The sequence below is a fragment of the Pseudomonas fitomaticsae genome (assembly GCF_021018765.1).
GTDB classification, from domain to species: domain Bacteria; phylum Pseudomonadota; class Gammaproteobacteria; order Pseudomonadales; family Pseudomonadaceae; genus Aquipseudomonas; species Aquipseudomonas fitomaticsae.
The window spans coordinates 3,628,922-3,645,757 of sequence record NZ_CP075567.1 but is presented as its reverse complement, the minus strand read 5'-3'; the positions used below and the strand labels follow the sequence as shown (position 1 = coordinate 3,645,757).

13 protein-coding genes and 2 riboswitches are annotated in these 16,836 nt (G+C 62.6%); of the genes, 8 read left to right on the top strand and 5 right to left on the bottom strand.

Features of this window, described 5'->3' with window-relative positions:
* The first annotated feature begins 24 nt into the window (after positions 1-24).
* The 3 genes from KJY40_RS16305 to nfuA all read left to right on the top strand — a co-directional run bounded on the left by KJY40_RS16305 (position 25) and on the right by nfuA (position 4,192).
* Positions 25-2,319: a fatty acid cis/trans isomerase gene (locus KJY40_RS16305; RefSeq protein ID WP_230731172.1), complete on the top strand. Its 2,295-nt coding sequence runs from the start codon at positions 25-27 to the stop codon at positions 2,317-2,319.
* A gap of 195 nt (positions 2,320-2,514) precedes the next feature.
* Positions 2,515-3,516, top strand: a complete 1,002-nt coding sequence (locus KJY40_RS16300) for an acyltransferase family protein (protein ID WP_230731170.1) — start codon at positions 2,515-2,517, stop codon at positions 3,514-3,516.
* A gap of 91 nt (positions 3,517-3,607) precedes the next feature.
* Entirely contained in the window at positions 3,608-4,192 is a 585-nt protein-coding gene (nfuA, locus tag KJY40_RS16295; RefSeq protein WP_007959519.1) for a Fe-S biogenesis protein NfuA, read from the top strand.
* A 143-nt stretch (positions 4,193-4,335) separates the two neighbouring features.
* On the opposite strand, the gene cobM is transcribed toward nfuA, so the two are convergent.
* The 4 genes from cobM to KJY40_RS16275 form a co-directional block, all read right to left on the bottom strand.
* A complete protein-coding gene (cobM, locus tag KJY40_RS16290; protein ID WP_230731169.1) occupies positions 4,336-5,082 on the bottom strand; it encodes a precorrin-4 C(11)-methyltransferase in 747 nt (248 codons plus the stop codon).
* A gap of 91 nt (positions 5,083-5,173) precedes the next feature.
* Positions 5,174-5,587 carry a cobalamin biosynthesis protein gene (locus KJY40_RS16285; protein ID WP_230731168.1) on the bottom strand — a complete coding sequence of 138 codons (414 nt, stop codon included), beginning with the start codon at positions 5,585-5,587 and terminating at the stop codon, positions 5,174-5,176.
* Positions 5,584-6,285, bottom strand: a complete 702-nt coding sequence (locus KJY40_RS16280; RefSeq protein ID WP_230731167.1) for a CbtA family protein — start codon at positions 6,283-6,285, stop codon at positions 5,584-5,586. The genes KJY40_RS16285 and KJY40_RS16280 overlap by 4 nt, the downstream gene beginning before the upstream one ends.
* Positions 6,286-6,296: 11 nt before the next feature.
* Positions 6,297-6,494, bottom strand: coding sequence for a CbtB domain-containing protein (locus KJY40_RS16275; RefSeq protein ID WP_007959524.1), 198 nt, complete (start codon positions 6,492-6,494; stop codon positions 6,297-6,299).
* A 120-nt stretch (positions 6,495-6,614) separates the two neighbouring features.
* Positions 6,615-6,835: riboswitch (cobalamin riboswitch) on the bottom strand.
* Between the two features lie 85 nt (positions 6,836-6,920).
* Positions 6,921-7,130, top strand: a riboswitch (cobalamin riboswitch).
* A 99-nt stretch (positions 7,131-7,229) separates the two neighbouring features.
* On the opposite strand from KJY40_RS16275, the gene cobW reads away from it, so the two are divergent.
* From cobW to KJY40_RS16250, 5 genes are all read left to right on the top strand, one after another.
* On the top strand, positions 7,230-8,303 hold the full coding sequence (gene cobW / locus KJY40_RS16270; protein WP_064597024.1) for a cobalamin biosynthesis protein CobW: 1,074 nt from the start codon (positions 7,230-7,232) through the stop codon (positions 8,301-8,303).
* Positions 8,304-8,306: 3 nt separating this feature from the next.
* Positions 8,307-12,170, top strand: a complete 3,864-nt coding sequence (cobN, locus tag KJY40_RS16265) for a cobaltochelatase subunit CobN (RefSeq protein ID WP_230731166.1) — start codon at positions 8,307-8,309, stop codon at positions 12,168-12,170.
* A gap of 8 nt (positions 12,171-12,178) precedes the next feature.
* Positions 12,179-13,192, top strand: a complete 1,014-nt coding sequence (locus KJY40_RS16260; RefSeq protein ID WP_230731165.1) for an ATP-binding protein — start codon at positions 12,179-12,181, stop codon at positions 13,190-13,192.
* A gap of 101 nt (positions 13,193-13,293) precedes the next feature.
* Positions 13,294-13,857 (top strand): vWA domain-containing protein, encoded by a 564-nt coding sequence (locus tag KJY40_RS16255; protein ID WP_321576973.1) that lies wholly within the window; start codon positions 13,294-13,296, stop codon positions 13,855-13,857.
* Between the two features lie 40 nt (positions 13,858-13,897).
* Positions 13,898-15,544, top strand: coding sequence for a phospholipase D-like domain-containing protein (locus KJY40_RS16250; RefSeq protein WP_230731164.1), 1,647 nt, complete (start codon positions 13,898-13,900; stop codon positions 15,542-15,544).
* On the opposite strand, the gene KJY40_RS16245 is transcribed toward KJY40_RS16250, so the two are convergent.
* The gene (locus tag KJY40_RS16245) at positions 15,541-16,764 is read right to left on the bottom strand and encodes an NADH:flavin oxidoreductase/NADH oxidase family protein (protein ID WP_230731163.1); all 1,224 of its coding nucleotides are present in this window, start codon (positions 16,762-16,764) and stop codon (positions 15,541-15,543) included. The genes KJY40_RS16250 and KJY40_RS16245 overlap by 4 nt on opposite strands.
* Positions 16,765-16,836: the final 72 nt, after the last annotated feature.

The window sequence follows — 16,836 nt, the reverse complement described above, 5'->3', positions numbered from 1 at the left end:
TTCTTCAGGATCAGGATCAGGGACATGTCGTACCGCGTCATCAGCATTGCATTGCTGTTTTTTAGCTTTGGCGCGGCGGCGCAAAGTCCCGCTGTTTCTTCTTCTATTTCCTACACCCGAGACATCCAGCCAATCTTCACCGAAAAGTGTGTGGCCTGCCATGCGTGCTACGACTCTGCCTGTCAGTTGAACCTGGGCAGCGGCGAAGGGGCGGCCCGTGGCGCGAGCAAGATGCCGGTCTACGATGGCGAACGCACCCAGGCGGCGCCGACCACCCGGCTGTTCTATGACGCCTTCGGCAAACGGGCCTGGCAGCAGAAAGACTTCTATTCGGTGCTCGACGCCCAGGGCAGTCAGGCGGCACTGATGGCGCGCATGCTGGAGCTGGGACACAAAACGCCGCTGACTCCCAACGCCAAACTGCCGGAAGACATCGTGCTGGGCCTCAACCGCGAGAATCTGTGCGCAATGCCCGCCGAATTCGACGGTTATGCCGGCGCCCACCCGAAAGAGGGCATGCCGCTGGCGGTGACTGGCCTGACCGATCAGCAATACCAGACGCTGCAACGTTGGCTGGCGTCCGGCGCACCTATCGACGAGCAAGGCCTGGCGCCGAGCACCAAGGAGGCGCTGCAGATCGTCCAGTGGGAAAACCTGCTCAACCAGCCCGGCGCGCGGGAAAGCCTGGTCGGGCGCTGGCTGTACGAGCACTGGTTCCTCGCGCACATCTATTTCAAGGACGGCGAGCCGGGGCATTACTTCCAGTGGGTGCGTTCGCGCACGCCGACGGGCCAGCCGATCGATCTGATCGCCACGCGTCGCCCGAACGACGATCCGGGCACTCAGGTCTACTACCGCCTGTGGCCGGTGCAGGGCGTGATCGTGCACAAGACCCACATCACCTATCCGCTGAGCGCGGCGAAGATGGCGCGGGTCAAAAGCCTGTTCTACAACGGCCACTGGCAGGTCAACGCCTTGCCGGGCTACGGGCCGCAGAGCCGGGCCAACCCGTTCGCGACCTTCGAGGCGATCCCGGCGCAGGCGCGTTATCAGTTCATGCTCGATAACGCCGAATACTTCGTTCGTACCTTCATTCGCGGCCCGGTGTGCCGTGGGCAGATCGCGACCGACGTGATCCGCGACAACTTCTGGGCACTGTTCCAGGCGCCGGAACACGATCTGTACATCACCGACCCGAACTATCGCGGCCAGGCCACGCCATTGCTGGCCATGCCGGGGCAGAACGACGACGTCGGCAGCGTCCTGAGCCTGTGGCACAACTACCGCAACAAGCGAAACAAATACGAAGCCTTGCGCCGTGACAGCTACGCCGACCTGCCGGCGCCGAGCTGGTCGACCCTGTGGGCCGGCAACGACAACGCCTTGCTCAGCATCTTCCGTCACTTCGACAGCGCCTCGGTGACCAAGGGCCTGATCGGCGAAGTGCCGCAAACCATGTGGCTGTTCGACTATCCGCTGCTGGAGCGCACCTATTATCAGTTGGCGGTGAATTTCGATGTGTTCGGCAACGTCTCCCATCAGGCGCAAACGCGCTTGTATTTCGACCTGATCCGCAACGGCGCCGAGCAGAACTTCCTGCGTCTGATGCCTGCCGATTCCCGCGAGGGTTTCCTCGACGATTGGTACCAGAGCAGCGGCCAGTTCAAGATGTGGCTCGATTACGAAGCCATCGATGACGACAAGCCGACCGCGCTGAAACTCGACGAGAAAGACCCGAAACGCGATTTCGCCCTGCAATTGCTGGCGCGCTACGGCGATCTCAACGCGCGTCCGGATCCGATCAACCGCTGCGAAGACGCCTATTGCTCGCGCCCGAACATTGATCCGGCGCTGCAAGACGCCGAACAGGCCCTCAGTCGCCTGACTTCGCGCCCGGCCGCCGGCCTGAAAGTGATCGATCAATTGCCGGAAGCGACCATGCTGCGGGTCGAAACCCGCAGCGGCAAACGCGAGGTCTACAGCCTGTTGCGCAACCGCGCCCACAGCAATGTGGCGTTCCTGCTCGGCGAATCGCTGCGCTATCAGCCGGGGCTGGACACGCTGACGATCTATCCGGGCGTGCTCAGCAGCTACCCGAATTTCATGTTCAACGTCCCGGCGGATCAGGTGCCGGCGTTTGTCGATGCCATGGAAAGTGCCAAGGATGCGGCGCAGTTCGAGAAAATCGTCGAACGTTGGGGTATCCGCCGCAGCCATCCGCAGTTCTGGTTCTATTTCCATGATTTGAGCCAGTACATCCACGAAACCGACCCGGTGGAAGAGGGCGTGCTGGATATGAACCGGTACGAGAATCTTTGATCGTTTGACGCGAGCCTGCTGTCCCAATTTCTGACTAGACACAAAGTTCCTGTGGGAGCTGGCTTGCCAGCGATGAGGGCGGTCCATCCGGCATTTAAGTGGCCTGACACTCCGCCATCGCGGGCAAGTCGAGTCGTCGCACCGCCGCTCCCACAGAGTTCAGTGGTGGTTCACAAAGAGTGACGGGAGTGGGCAATGTTGATTTCAGTGCAGGCCCTGCGAGCGCTCGCCGCGTGGGCGGTGGTCTGCCATCACTTCATGCAGATTTTCTTCGACTTCGAGGCGCGCGGGCCGATAGGGCAGCTGTTCATCGACAAGGGCGCCGTGGGCGTCGATATCTTTTTCGTGATCAGCGGGCTGGTGATTTTCCTGTCCACCGAAGGCAAGGCGCTGCCGCCAGCACGGTTTTTGTTGTATCGGCTGTTTCGTATTGTTCCGGCGTATTGGCTCTACACCGTGCTGATGGCGTTGCTGGTGGTGTTCGCCCGGCCGTTGCTGCCGGATCAGGCAGTGGACTGGAGTCATCTGCTGCTGTCGCTGCTGTTTATCCCGACCGAAAATCCCGGCGGCTACGGGATCTATCCGACCCTGAATGTCGGCTGGACCCTGAATTACGAAATGCTGTTCTATGTGCTGTTCGCCTGGGCGCTGTTGTTCCGGCTGCAAGTCCGCTTGCTGGTGGTTGCGGCACTGCTGTTTGCGGTGTGCCAGGCCTGGACCGGGTTTGGCTGGGTCAGCGAGTTCTATCGCTCGGACATCGTTTATGAGTTTCTGCTGGGGATTGGCATCGGCATGCTTTACCGTCGGGGATGGATCGGGCCGGCGCTCTGGCTGCCCTTATTGGGGATCGGTGCGGCGTTGCTGGCAATCTATCACCTGCCGCCGGAACCCCGATTGCTGAACTGGGGCGTGCCCAGTGCGGTGCTGGTCATGGCCAGCATGGCGCTGGAGCGGCATGTCGAACGCAACAGGCTGCTCAAGATGCTGGGCGACTGCTCCTACTCGGTGTATCTGATGCACGTGCTGGTGCTGTCGGCCGGTGGTTATCTGGCCCGACGCTACGGGATCAACCCGTATTTGATGTTTGTCGTCTGTGCGCTGGCCATCGCTATCGGTTCGTGGCTGAGCTACGAATGGGTCGAAAAGCGCAGTTATCAATGGCTTAAAGCGCGGATTGACGGCGAACCTGGCGCCTAGCCGATTTGCGAACTATTCCTACGTAAATACTAGGACTTTGTGCCGCGCGCCGATTGGCGTAAACTCCGCCTCAAGCCTGCGAGGAGTCTCCATGACCGCTATTACCATTACCGACGCCGCCCATGATTACCTGGCCGATCTGCTCTCCAAGCAGAACACCCCGGGCATCGGCATCCGCGTTTTCATCACCCAGCCTGGCACCCAGTACGCCGAAACCTGCATTGCCTACTGCAAGCCGGGCGAAGAAAAACCTGAAGACACGGCGCTGGGGCTGAAAAGCTTCACCGCTTACATCGACTCGTTCAGCGAAGCGTTCCTCGATGATGCCGTCGTCGACTACGCCACCGACCGCATGGGCGGCCAGCTGACCATCAAGGCGCCAAACGCCAAAGTCCCGATGGTCAACGCCGACAGCCCGATCAACGAGCGCATCAACTACTACCTGCAAACCGAAATCAACCCGGGGCTGGCCAGCCACGGCGGTCAGGTCAGCCTGATCGATGTGGTTGAAGACGGCATTGCCGTGTTGCAGTTCGGCGGCGGTTGCCAGGGCTGCGGCCAGGCGGACGTGACACTGAAGGAAGGCATCGAGCGCACCCTGCTCGAACGCATTCCGGAGCTCAAGGGCGTTCGCGACGTGACCGACCACACGCAGAAAGAAAACGCCTACTACTAAGGTGTTCGCTGCGGCATGAAAAACGGCGCCCCGTGAGCGCCGTTTTTTTATGCGTGAGATTCAATGACGCCTTCGCGAGCAAGCCCGCTCCCACATTTGGAATGCGATCAAGTGTGGGAGCGGGCTTGCTCGCGAAAGGGCCGTCATGGGCGGTAAAGATGTGCGTGCCCCGCGCGGTACAGCGACGATTCACTGAAATGATCGCTGCCCAACACCCGCCCAACCAGAATCAACGCCGTACGCCGAAACCCCTTGGCCGCCACCTTCCCGGCAATATCCTCAAGCGTCCCGACCACCCAGTCCTGATCCGGCCACGTCGCCCGGTGAATCACCGCGATCGGGCAATCTGCGCCGTAATGCGGCAGCAGTTCGGCCAGGATCTTCTCCAGATGATTGACCCCCAGATGAATCGCCATGGTCGCCCCGTGCTGCGCCAGATTGCCTAGCTCTTCGCCGACAGGCATCGCGGTCTTGTCGGCATAACGGGTCAGGATCACGCTTTGCGAGATGTCCGGCAGGGTCAGTTCGGCGCCCAACAGCGCGGCGCACGCGGCGGTGGCGGTCACGCCGGGGATGATCTCGAACGGAATATCCAACTCGCGTAGATAACGAATCTGCTCGCCAATGGCGCCATACAGACTCGGATCCCCCGAATGCACCCGCGCCACATCCTCGCCCTTGGCGTGGGCGGTCTTGATCAGATCGATGATCTGTTCCAGGTGCAGCTCGGCGCTGTTGACCACGGTTTCAGCGCAATGACCTTCCAGTACCGCCGTCGGCACCAGCGAACCTGCGTAGATGATCACCGGGCAACTGCGGATCAGCCGCTGGCCTTTGACAGTGATCAATTCCGGGTCGCCGGGGCCGGCGCCGATGAAGTAAACGGTCATCGTTGGATCCTGTAAAAAAGGGGCAGGGCGGTGCTTCGCAAGCGCTTCAGATGAAGAATGCTCATGATCGAAAGCGGGGATTATCGGGAATTTACGCCGCGCCGGCCAATGCCAGAGTTGCCTGAGCGTACTTTTGCCGGGAAATCAGCAGTTTTGCCGGGCCACTGATCAACTGTTCGGCGAGTGCCAGAGCAGCACTTTCCGCCACGCCGTAGCAACCGGTGCGTTCGAAGGCGATCTGTGAATGGTGACTCAAACGTTGCTGATAACTGGCCAGTTCTTCGCTGCTGAAGTACAGCAACGGCAGCGCCAGTTGGGCGGCGAGTTCCTGCAAGCCGGGTTCGTCGCGCTTGAGGTCGATGCTGGCCAAAGCCTTGACCTTATCAAGGTCAATTCGATGCGCCTGTAACGCCTGGTCAAGCAATGCGCGCAGCGTGCTGGCCGGGCAGCCGCGCTGGCAGCCCAGGCCGACCACGAAGGTCGGCGCTGCGCTGTCATCGGTCATGCGTGGTACTGACCTTCGCTTTTGCGGCGGAACAACCAGGCGCTGATCAGGCCCAGGGCCAGCCAGAACACCACGTTGGTCAGCTGCGAAGCGATTTTGAACTGGGCTTCGAGGGCTTCCGGGGCGAGCATCGAATGCACTTCCGGTTGCGGCGCGCCGATCACGTGCGGTACGGCAAGGATCGCCACGCCGAGGATCTTCATCAGCCAGTGACGGCTGAACGCGATCAAGGCAAGGCCGACAGCGGTGGAGGCCGCAGTGCCGATCCACCACATCTGCCGCGAAGCCAGATCCGCGGCGGCAGTGCCTGGCAGTTCAGGCGGCAGGCCCATGGTCGGGGCGAGCACGAAGGTCGCGTAACCGGCCAGACCCCAGAGCAGGCCTTGCGAGGTTTTGGTCGGCGCACGCAGGGTGTACAGACCCGCCAGCATCAGGGCAAAACCCACGGCAACCACCAGATTGCCGCCAGTGGTGGAGACCACGCGCTGCCAGCCGTCTTCCGGCTCCCAGGCTTCGGCATCGTGGGTGTGGGCGGCGGTGCCGGCGGCGTGTTCGTGAACTTCGGCAACCGGCTCGGCTTTCTCGAATGTCTCGGCCTGCAGAATCAGCGGCGAAACCCAGAAGCTTTGCAGCAACGTCAGGAGCAGGGCGGCCAGAAGGCCGGTGAAACCTGCGGTCTGCGCAATACGCTTGATCATGTCGTCAGGTCTCAGTGGCACGGGAACGCGGCGCTGTGGCGGGTATCGTGGGCGGCGTTGTGCACCGCTTCGATGTGCGAGAAACCGGCGAAATACACGAGGCACGCACCGAGGATCGACGCGCAGACGGCGGCGGTCAGGCGTTGGCTAAGGGTGGTGGTGCTGGAGATCTTGTCCGAATTGCTGCCGGTGCTGCTGATGATCGACATGGCGCTTCCCTCTGGAGTGTCAGCGGGTGAATAGAGCGCATGAAAACCCCTGCGGCCGGGCACGCAGAGGTTCGAACAGCGCCCGCCCACCGCGGGTTTGTCAGGTTCAGTGGCGATGTCGCGCACTGTGTGTGGCGGGCCGGTCTCCGGGCTCACGAGGGGTGGCTGTCTGCCGACCTGCAAGCGTCACCTTCCCATGCCTGTGGGCACAGTGGATCTGACGCTTCGCTCGCTTACCGTTGCGGGGGCAGCACCGGACTGACATGGCTTTAGAGTAAAGCACATGATTCACCGGTTTCCCGTTTCACCCTGTGAAGGGCACCCGTAACAAGTTGTGTAGGAGACCATGGGCGGGTGATTCGCGTCAATTGGCAAGGGTTCTCACCTGGATCGCCTGGTAGAGATTGACCTGCCCCCACACCCTGCGTAGCCTTGCGCTTTCGAGGTTCTTCGGCCCACGCCGAAGCTAAGAAGGGAACGCGGTCCAAGCCGCGGCTGCCCCCGCAACTGTGAACGGTGCTGTTCGCTGCCACGCCACTGCCAACTCAATCCAGAGCCAGCGGGAAGGCGCAGCGAATACCGGGCCAAGGCCCGAACACCGTCAGCCAGGAGACCTGCCTCGTCACAGATTCTCACTTTCAACCGGGCGGGGTGATCCGGTGGCGAACTCTCCAGGCACGCACCCGCGTTGCCGGTCTCGTCCCGTATGCCCGCCACCTTGCCAAAGGGCATCCGATGAAAACACTGGCCAAACTCCCCGTCACCATCGTCACCGGTTTCCTCGGCTCGGGCAAAACCACCTTGCTGCGGCACATGCTCGACAATGCTCAGGGCCGCCGCATCGCGGTGATCGTCAACGAGTTTGGCGAGCTGGGCATCGACGGTGAAATCCTCAAGCAATGCACCATCGGCTGCACCGAAGAAGAAGCCACCGGCCGCGTCTACGAACTGGCCAACGGCTGCCTGTGCTGCACGGTTCAGGAAGAGTTCTTCCCGGTGATGCGCGAACTGGTGGCCCGTCGCGGCGACCTCGACCATATCCTGATCGAAACCTCGGGCCTGGCCCTGCCAAAACCGCTGGTGCAAGCCTTCCAGTGGCCGGAAATCCGCAGCGCCTGCACCGTTGACGCGGTGATCACCGTGGTCGACAGCCCGGCCGTGGCCGCCGGCACCTTCGCCGCGTTCCCGGATCAGGTCGATGCCCAGCGCAAACTCGACCCGAACCTGGACCACGAATCGCCGCTGCACGAACTGTTCGCCGACCAACTGGCCAGCGCCGACCTGGTAATCCTCAACAAGGCCGACCAGACCAGCCCTGAAGACCTCGCGCGCGTCCGTCTCGAGGTCGCCGAAGAGCTGCCGCCAGCAGTGAAAATCATCGAAGCCAGCAACGGTCGTCTGCCGCTGGACGTGCTGATCGGCCTCGGCGCCGGTTCCGAAGAACACATCGACAGTCGCCACAGCCATCACGATCACCATCACGGTGAAGGCGATGACGATCACGACGACCACGATCACGACGCTTTCGATTCGATCTCTATCGAACTGCCGCAAGCTGACGAAAGCCTGCTGCTCGACGCGCTGACGCAACTGGTGGTTCAGCACGGCATCTTGCGGGTCAAAGGTTTCGCGGCGATCCCGAACAAGCCGATGCGTTTGCTGATTCAGGGCGTCGGTACGCGTTTCGACAAGCACTTCGACCGTCAGTGGGGCGCCGATGAGGCACGCGTGACGCGTCTGGTGTTGATCGGTCAGGAATTGGACGCCGCCCAGCTCGAAGCGCAACTGCGCGCTGCGCTCAGCGTTTAAGCCATGCACCTGCTCAGGACCCAGCCCGGCGGTTTCGTGTCGGATGACAACATTGCCGACCTTGGACAAACCCCCGCCGAGCTAGTGATCCTGTGCAGCGGCGATTCCAGCCTCGCACTGCTCGCCGAAGCGGCGCAGCAACTGCCCGAGGATTACCCGAGCGTGCGGCTGGCCAACCCGATGCAGGTGCAGAACCATGCGTCGGTCGACCTGTACGTCGATGAAGTGTTGCGCCACGCCAAGGTCATTCTGACTTCGCTGCATGGCGGCATCGCTTATTGGCGTTATGGCGTCGAGCGGCTGGTCGAGTTGTCCGAGCGTGGCGTGCAGGTGATTCTGGTGCCGGGCGATGACCGTCCCGACCCGGAGCTCAGCGACTTGAGCACCGTGTGCGCCGAGGATCGAGACCGGCTCTGGCAGTTTTTGCGTCAGGGCGGCATGGGCAATGCGCTGGACTTTTTCCGGTGTCTGGCCAATCGCTGGCTGGCACGGGATTACGTGTGGGGCGAGCCGCAGACGCTGCCGCGCACGGCGATTTACCACCCGAACAAAAACACCGCCGCACTGAGTGACTGGCAAGCCGATTGGCTGCCCGGTCAACCGGTCGCGGCGGTGTTGTTTTATCGCTCGCATTTGCAAGCGGCCAACACGGCGTTTATCGACGTGTTCTGCCAACGGCTTCAGGCGGCCGGACTCAATCCGCTGCCGGTTGCCGTGGCCAGTTTGAAAGAGCCCGGCTGCCTGTCGGTGGTCGAGGACTGGCTGGATGAAGTCGAGGCATCGGTGATTCTGAACACCACCGGTTTCGCCCAGTCCAGCCCGGAAGCGCCGCATCTGCGGCCATTCCGTCGCAACATTCCGGTGATCCAGGCGATCTGCGCCCAGGACAACGAGCCCGGTTGGCGCGAGAGCGAGCAGGGCCTCGGTCCGCGGGATCTGGCGATGCACATCGCATTGCCGGAGCTGGACGGCCGGATCATCAGTCGGCCGATCAGCTTCAAGGATCTGGCCTGGCGCAGCGAGCGCAGTCAGTCCGATGTGGTGTGTTATCGGGCCCAACCCGAGCGCATGGATTTCGTCGCCGAACTGGCGCGCCGCTGGGTCGATCTGGCGCGGGTGCCGAACGCTGAAAAGCGCATTGCCCTGATCTTCGCCAACTACCCGACCCGGGACGGACGCATCGGCAACGGTGTCGGCCTCGACACGCCGGCCGCCGCGCTGAATATCCTGCGGGCGTTGCAGGCCGAAGGTTATCCGCTGCCGGCCGAACTGCCGGACAGCGGCACTGAACTGATCCAGCAATTGCTCGGCGGCGTCAGCAACGACCTCGATACCCTCGATCAGCGCCCGTGCCAGCAGAGCCTGGCGATGGACGATTACCTGACGATGTTCAACGCGCTGCCTGAAGCCAATCGCGCGGCGGTGCTGGAGCGTTGGGGGACGCCGCACAACGACCCGATGTGCCGAGACGGGCGAATGATGATCGCCGGCCTGCGTTTCGGCCTGACCTTCGTCGGCATTCAGCCGGCGCGGGGTTATCAGGTCGATCCGAGCGCGGTGTATCACGACCCGGATCTGGTGCCGCCGCACGCGTACCTCGCGTTCTATTTCTGGCTGCGCCAGACCTACGGCGCCCACGGCGTGATTCACGTCGGCAAGCACGGCAATCTCGAATGGCTGCCCGGCAAAGGCGTGGGCCTGTCGGAGAACTGCTGGCCGGACGCATTGCTCGGGCCGCTGCCGAATATCTATCCGTTTATCGTCAACGATCCGGGCGAGGGAGCTCAGGCCAAGCGTCGCACCCAGGCGGTGATCATCGACCACCTGATGCCGCCGCTGACCCGCGCTGAAACCTATGGTCCGCTGCGCAATCTGGAGCTGTTGGCCGACGAGTATTACGAAGCGCAATTGCTCGATCCACGCCGCGCCCGTGAGTTGCAGCGCGACATTCTGCAACTGGTGCGTGACACGCAGATCGATCGTGAATTGCAGCTGGATGCCGCCCTCGACAGCGATGCCGATGCGGCGATCTGGCTGCCGCGTCTGGACACCTATCTGTGTGACTTGAAGGAATCGCAGATCCGCGATGGCCTGCATATTTTCGGTGAGTCGCCGACCGGGCGTTTGCGCATCGATACCTTGCTGGCGTTGCTGCGGATTCCGCGCGGCGATGGCAAAGGGGCTCAGTCGAGTCTGTTGCGGGCGTTGGCCAAGGCGTTTCAGTTGGGGTTCGATCCGCTGAATTGCGCATTGGCTGATCCTTGGAATGGCCCGCGTCCAAAGGAGCTAATGTCGGTCAGCGATGAAGTCTGGCGCACCGCAGGGGATACCCGTGAACGCCTTGAACTCTTCGCAACGCATTTGATCATGCAGACGCTGCACAGTAACTGTGGGAGCGGGCTTGCCCGCGAAAGCGGTATGTCAGTGAAAGAAATATTGACTGACACGACGCCTTCGTCGGATCGCCGCCCGGGGACAAGCCCGCTCCCACAGGATCCTCACTGGGCTGAAGTCAGCGCGATCATTGAGAACCTGCGAGAAGTGATCGCCCCACGCCTCGACGCCTGCGGCCCGGCTGAAATGCGCGGCCTGCTCGACGCGTTGAACGGCCGATTCGTCCCGGCCGGCCCGAGCGGCGCCCCAAGTCGCGGCCGCCTCGACGTGCTGCCCACCGGGCGCAATTTCTATTCGGTGGACGTGCGCAATCTGCCGACCACCACTGCATGGCGAATCGGCTTCCAGTCCGCAACCCTGATTCTCGAGCGACATCTGCAGGATCACGGCGATCACCTGCGTCAGCTCGGCCTTTCAGTCTGGGGCACGGCGACCATGCGCACCGGCGGTGACGACATCGCCCAGGCCATGGCGCTGATGGGCGTGCGTCCGGTATGGGCCACCGGCAGTCAGCGAGTCGATGATTTCGAGATTCTGCCGCTGAGCCTGCTCGACCGGCCTCGGGTCGATGTCACGCTGCGGGTCTCCGGATTTTTCCGCGACGCGTTCGCCAACCTGATCCGCCTGTTCGATGCTGCCGTTCAAGCGGTGGCGGAGCTGGACGAGCCGGACGATCTCAACCCGCTGGCCGCCAAAGTGCGTGCCGAACGTGAGGCGTTGCGGCAATCGGGTCTGGATGAAGACGCGGCGCGACGTCAGGCCGGCTGGCGGATCTTCGGCGCCAAGCCCGGTGCCTATGGCGCGGGCGTGCAGGGCGCCATCGATGGTCGACTCTGGCAAACCCGCGAGGATCTGGCCGAGGTCTACCTGAATTGGGGCGCCTATGCTTACGGTGGCTCCGATGAGGGCACCGCCGCCCGCGAGCAATTCGTCCAGCGCCTGAGCCAGGTGCAGGCCGTGCTGCAAAACCAGGACAACCGCGAGCATGACCTGCTCGATTCCAACGACTATTACCAGTTCCAGGGCGGCATGCTCGCTGCCGTGGAAAGCCTGCGCGGCGAGGCGGCGGTCAGTTATCACGGCGATCACAGTCAGCCGGACCTGCCGAAGATCCGCACGTTGAAAGAAGAGCTGAACCGGGTGATCCGTTCCCGGGCGGCGAATCCGAAATGGATCGACGGGGTCAAGCGCCACGGCTATAAAGGCGCGTTCGAACTGGCGGCGACGGTCGATAACCTGTTTGCCTTCGACGCCACCACGCAACTGATCGACGATCACCAGTATGCGTTGCTGGCCGATGCGTATTTGCTGGATCCGGCGACCCGCGATTTTGTGCGCGAGCATAATCCCCACGCCTTGCGCGACATGACCGAGCGCATGCTCGAAGCGCAGCAGCGCGGGATGTGGCAGGAACCGGGCGCCTACAAAGCGGCCTTGGAAAACCTGCTGCTGGACATAGAAGAAGAGAGCTGAGACTGAACATGACCGACACCCCGCATTTCCCGCTCTCCGCCGTGGTCGGCGCCGATGACCTGAAACTGGCGCTGTACCTGACAGCCATCGATCCGAAGATCGGCGGCGTGCTGATCGAAGGCCCGCGCGGTATGGCCAAGTCGACACTGGCCCGGGGTCTTGCGGATCTGTTGGCCAGTGGTCAGTTCGTCACCTTGCCGTTGGGCGCTACTGAAGAGCGACTGGTCGGCACGCTGGATCTGGACGCGGCGTTGAGCGACGGTCGTGCGCAGTTTTCTCCCGGTGTGTTGGCCAAGGCTGACGGCGGCGTGTTGTATGTCGATGAAGTGAATCTGTTGCCGGATCATCTGGTGGATCTGCTGCTTGATGTGGCCGCCAGCGGCACCAACCTGATCGAGCGTGACGGGATTTCCCATCGGCACTCGGCGAAGTTTGTTTTGATCGGCACGATGAACCCGGAAGAGGGGGAATTGCGTCCACAATTGCTGGATCGTTTCGGCCTCAATGTTGCGCTGAGCGGTCACACGGCTCCGGTCGAGCGCGGGCAAATCATTCGTCGTCGACTGGATTTCGACAGCGATCCGCAGGCGTTCTGTGCGCAGTGGGAGGCTGAGCAGCAAGCTCTGCGTCAGCGCTGCGAGAACGCCCGCAAGGTTTTACCGGGTATTCCGCTGGATGACGTGGCGTTGGCGCAGATCACCGAGCGCTGCTTCGCGGCTGGCGTCGACGGCTTGCGTGCCGATCTGGTCTGGCTGCGTGCGGCGCGGGCCCATGCAGCGTGGCGCGGTGCCGAAGCCATCGCCGAGCAGGACATTGATGCCGTGGCTGAGTTTGCCTTGCGTCATCGTCGTCGCGAACAGTCTTCTTCCCCTGCACAGCCACCGGCGCAATCGCCGTCCGGCACTAACGCCGAACCCAGCGAAGGGCAGGGGCAGTGGGGCGAAATGCCGGCGCCGGCCCTCGCTACCGGTGCCCGCCGCGAAGTGCCGACCTGGCCGCCACACCTACAAAAAAAGCCTTAGGCATTCGCCCCCGATCCGACGCGGGGGCGAATGCCAGACCCCGCGCCGGACGCCTCGATAACGGTCGCCAGGGCAAGCGTCACGCGGCTCGCAGCGGCTCGGTGAACTGGCCAGGAACCTTGCTCAATGGCCGTCCGAAAACCCGGGCGGATCTGCTGTTTCAACTGCGCACCCGCACGCCCCACGAACTGTGGCTGGTGATTGTCGACGCCTCCGCCTCGACCCGTCGCCATCAAGCCTTGAGCGATGCCAAGGGCGTGCTTGCGCAACTGTTCGACGACGCTTACCGGCAGCGCGCGCGCCTTGCGTTGTTGACCGCGAGCGGCGCCGCGCCGAAATGGCAGGTGCAAGGGCTGAAGGCCTCCAGCGGGTTGCGCGCGTGGCTCGATGGATTGGGCGCGGGAGGCGGCACGCCGCTGTTGGCAGCGCTGACGGAAGCCGGGCATTGGCTGGCGGTGCGACGCAAGCGTTTCCCCGCTGAACAGCAGCGTCTGCTGGTGCTGACGGATGGTCGCCTGAAACAAGGCCCGGAATTACCGGCACTGGCGTGTCCGGGCCTGTTGATTGATATCGAGCGCGGGCCGATTCGCCTGGGCCGCGCGAAACAATTGGCGACAGCACTGGACGCCGATTACCGGCATATCGACGAGTTGTTGTCGGTCTGAGAGCTATGCTGAAGTGAGGCCAAATCACAGGGAGTGAATCATGCGCGTACTGGTCGCCAATCCGCAGAACGATTTTCGCGTCAAGGCCTACGCCGGCACCAACGGCGTGCTGCTCGCCATGGACCTCGCCGAACCCCGCCGCAAAGGCCTGCTGGGGTTTGCCATCGAAAAGCAGCAGGGCGACAAGCCGTGGCTGTTCCTGTTCAACAGCCTGACCTTTCCCGGCAAGGTTCACACCTTCCCGCAGTTCCACGCCACGCCGAGCGACAAGGCGCCGCTGCAGAAATTTCGCTGGGCCGATTACGCGGTCAATCCAGGCATGACGATTCACTATCGCGTGCACCTGGCGTATGGCACGCCGGATGCGCCGCAACTCGGTGAAGCGCTGGAACTGACAATCCGCTCCGACGACGGTCATCCCGCCAATCAGGGCGTGATCTTCAACCGTGCCGTGGCCGCCAGCCAGGCGTTTCAGCGCAAATTCCCCGATCTCGACGCACAGATCAGTGCCAACAAGAACATGCCCATCGAAGCCTGGCCCGATGCGGCGCGTCAGTGGCTGGAGAACGGTCTGCTCGGGCGCCTGCAAGGCTTTATCGAGCGTGCGGTGGACGGGCAGTGGGCGCTGGACATCGCGATCTACGAATACCAGTTGCAATCCATCATCGACACGGTGAACGCGGCGTTCGATCGAGGTGTTCAAGTACGCGTGCTTTATCACGCACGGCCCGACGACGAAGACACGACGATCAACGAAGCGAGCCTTGCGAAACTGCCGGCGACCAGCAAGCGCGGGCGGGTCACTCACAACATTTTCCATAACAAGTTCATCGTCCTCAGCCGCCTGGACGGAGGCGGCGAGCGCCAGCCGCAAGCGGTGCTGTGCGGTAGCACCAACTTCACCGCCAACGGTGTGTACCGACAGGCCAACGTGGTGCATGTGCTGGACGATTCGGCGGTCAGCGCGAGTTACCTGAAAACCTTCGAGCAGATCTGGGCCGAGCCGGCGGATGTGGGCGCCACCCGCGACTGGATCACCCGACACAACCCGATGAATCCGGCGCAGCCCTTGTTCGCCGGGTTTTCCCCGCGCACCGGCGGTGCTGATTTACAGGAGTTCGTCGATATCATCGAAGGGGCGAAAAAAGACCTGCTGTTCGTCACCGCATTCGCCTTGCCCGACGCGATTCTCAACGCATTGCTCGGTCAGCCTCACGACGACATCCTGCGTTACGGCCTGCAAAACACCGTCAGCCGCATCACCGGATTTCACGCCGACCGAACCGCCGAATTCGCCGCCACCGCGTTGCTCAACACCGGGCTGGAAGGCTGGCTGCGAGAGAACATGAAGGGCCAGAAAGGCAACCTGCTGGTGCATACCAAAGCGGTGGTCACCGACTTCACCAGCGACAGCCCGACCATCATCAGCGGCAGTCACAACCTCAGTTCCTCGGCCAGCAACGGCAATGACGAGAACTACCTGATCATTCGCGGCGATACCGATCTGGCGGATCGTTATGGCCTGGAACTGCTGCGGTTCTACGAGCATTACCGTTTTCGCTACTTCGCCAAGAAGCTGGCATTGAAGCAGGTGCAGCCGTTGGCGGCAGATGACCGCTGGACCAACGACTACTACGTCGAGGACGATCTGCGTCAGTTGTCTCGCCTGCGGTTTGCCGGGCGTTAGACGTCCATCGCCTGACGGTACTGCCGGGTCCGGCGGCTGAGGTACAACCGATCGCGGATCAGCGCCCAGAGTGCCGACACCTCGGGCTTGGGCTGGCGGCCACGGCTCAGGCGGGCCATCTGGAAGCGCACCACGGCCATGTTCGCCAGTGCGGCCAGCGGTTTGCGTTTCCAGCGGATCGGCGGCAGTTGCGGCTCGCTGTTGCGACCTTCGCGCCAGTGCTTGACCAGGCTCGGCTCGATGGCCAGCGCCGTGGCGATGCCGGCCATGGCGATGCCGCTGTAGAGTACTTGTTCGACCACGGGCAGGCGACGGATACCGCCGGTGACCATCACCGGCATGCGCGCCACGCTGGCAAGTTCAGTGGCCATTTCCAGAAAGAACGCCTCACGGGCGAGGGTGCGTCCGTCACGTGCTTCGCCCTGCATAGCCGGGGCTTCGTAGCTGCCGCCGGACAGTTCCAGCAGGTCGATCGACTGCTCGTTGAGCCATTCGATCACCTGGCGCGCGTCGTCGGTGTCGAATCCGCCGCGCTGGAAGTCTGCCGAATTGAGCTTCACCGCCACGCAAAACTGCGGCGACACCGCTTGGCGGATGGCCTCGATCACCGACAGCAGCAGGCGCGCGCGGTTTTCCAGCGAGCCGCCCCAGCGGTCGGTGCGGCGATTGGTCAGCGGCGAGAGAAACTGGCTCAGCAGATAGCCGTGGGCAGCGTGAATCTGCACGCCGGTGAACCCGGCCTTTTCGGCAAGCGCGGCGCTTTTGGCGAAACGTTGAATGACTTCTTCGATGTCGTCTTCAGTCATCGCTTTGGGCTCGGCGAACAGCTTCGAGAACGAGCCCATTTCCAGTGCCACCGCCGACGGCGCCAGTGCTTGCTGGCCCATATTGGCGAAGGTCTGGCGGCCGGGATGGTTGAGTTGAACCCAGACCTGCGCGCCGCCGCTGCGGGCGATTTCGGCCCATTGGCGGAAGCGCTCCAGATGCCGCTCGTCTTCGAGCACCACGCCACCTGGGCCGGTCATGGCACGGCGGTCGATCATCACGTTGCCAGTCAACAGCAGCCCGGCACCGCCGTCGGCCCAGGCCTGATACAAGCGGAACAGTTCGCGGGACGGTGCCTGGTCACGGTCCGCGAGGTTTTCTTCCATGGCGGCTTTGGCGATACGGTTGCCGACGGTCTGACCGTTGGGCAGATTCAAAATCTGGAAGGGCGACATTGCTTGACTCCTCATCAGTGATGGAGAGAGGCTAAGCTTAAAGTTAACTTTAATGTCAAGCGGGCAAATCGA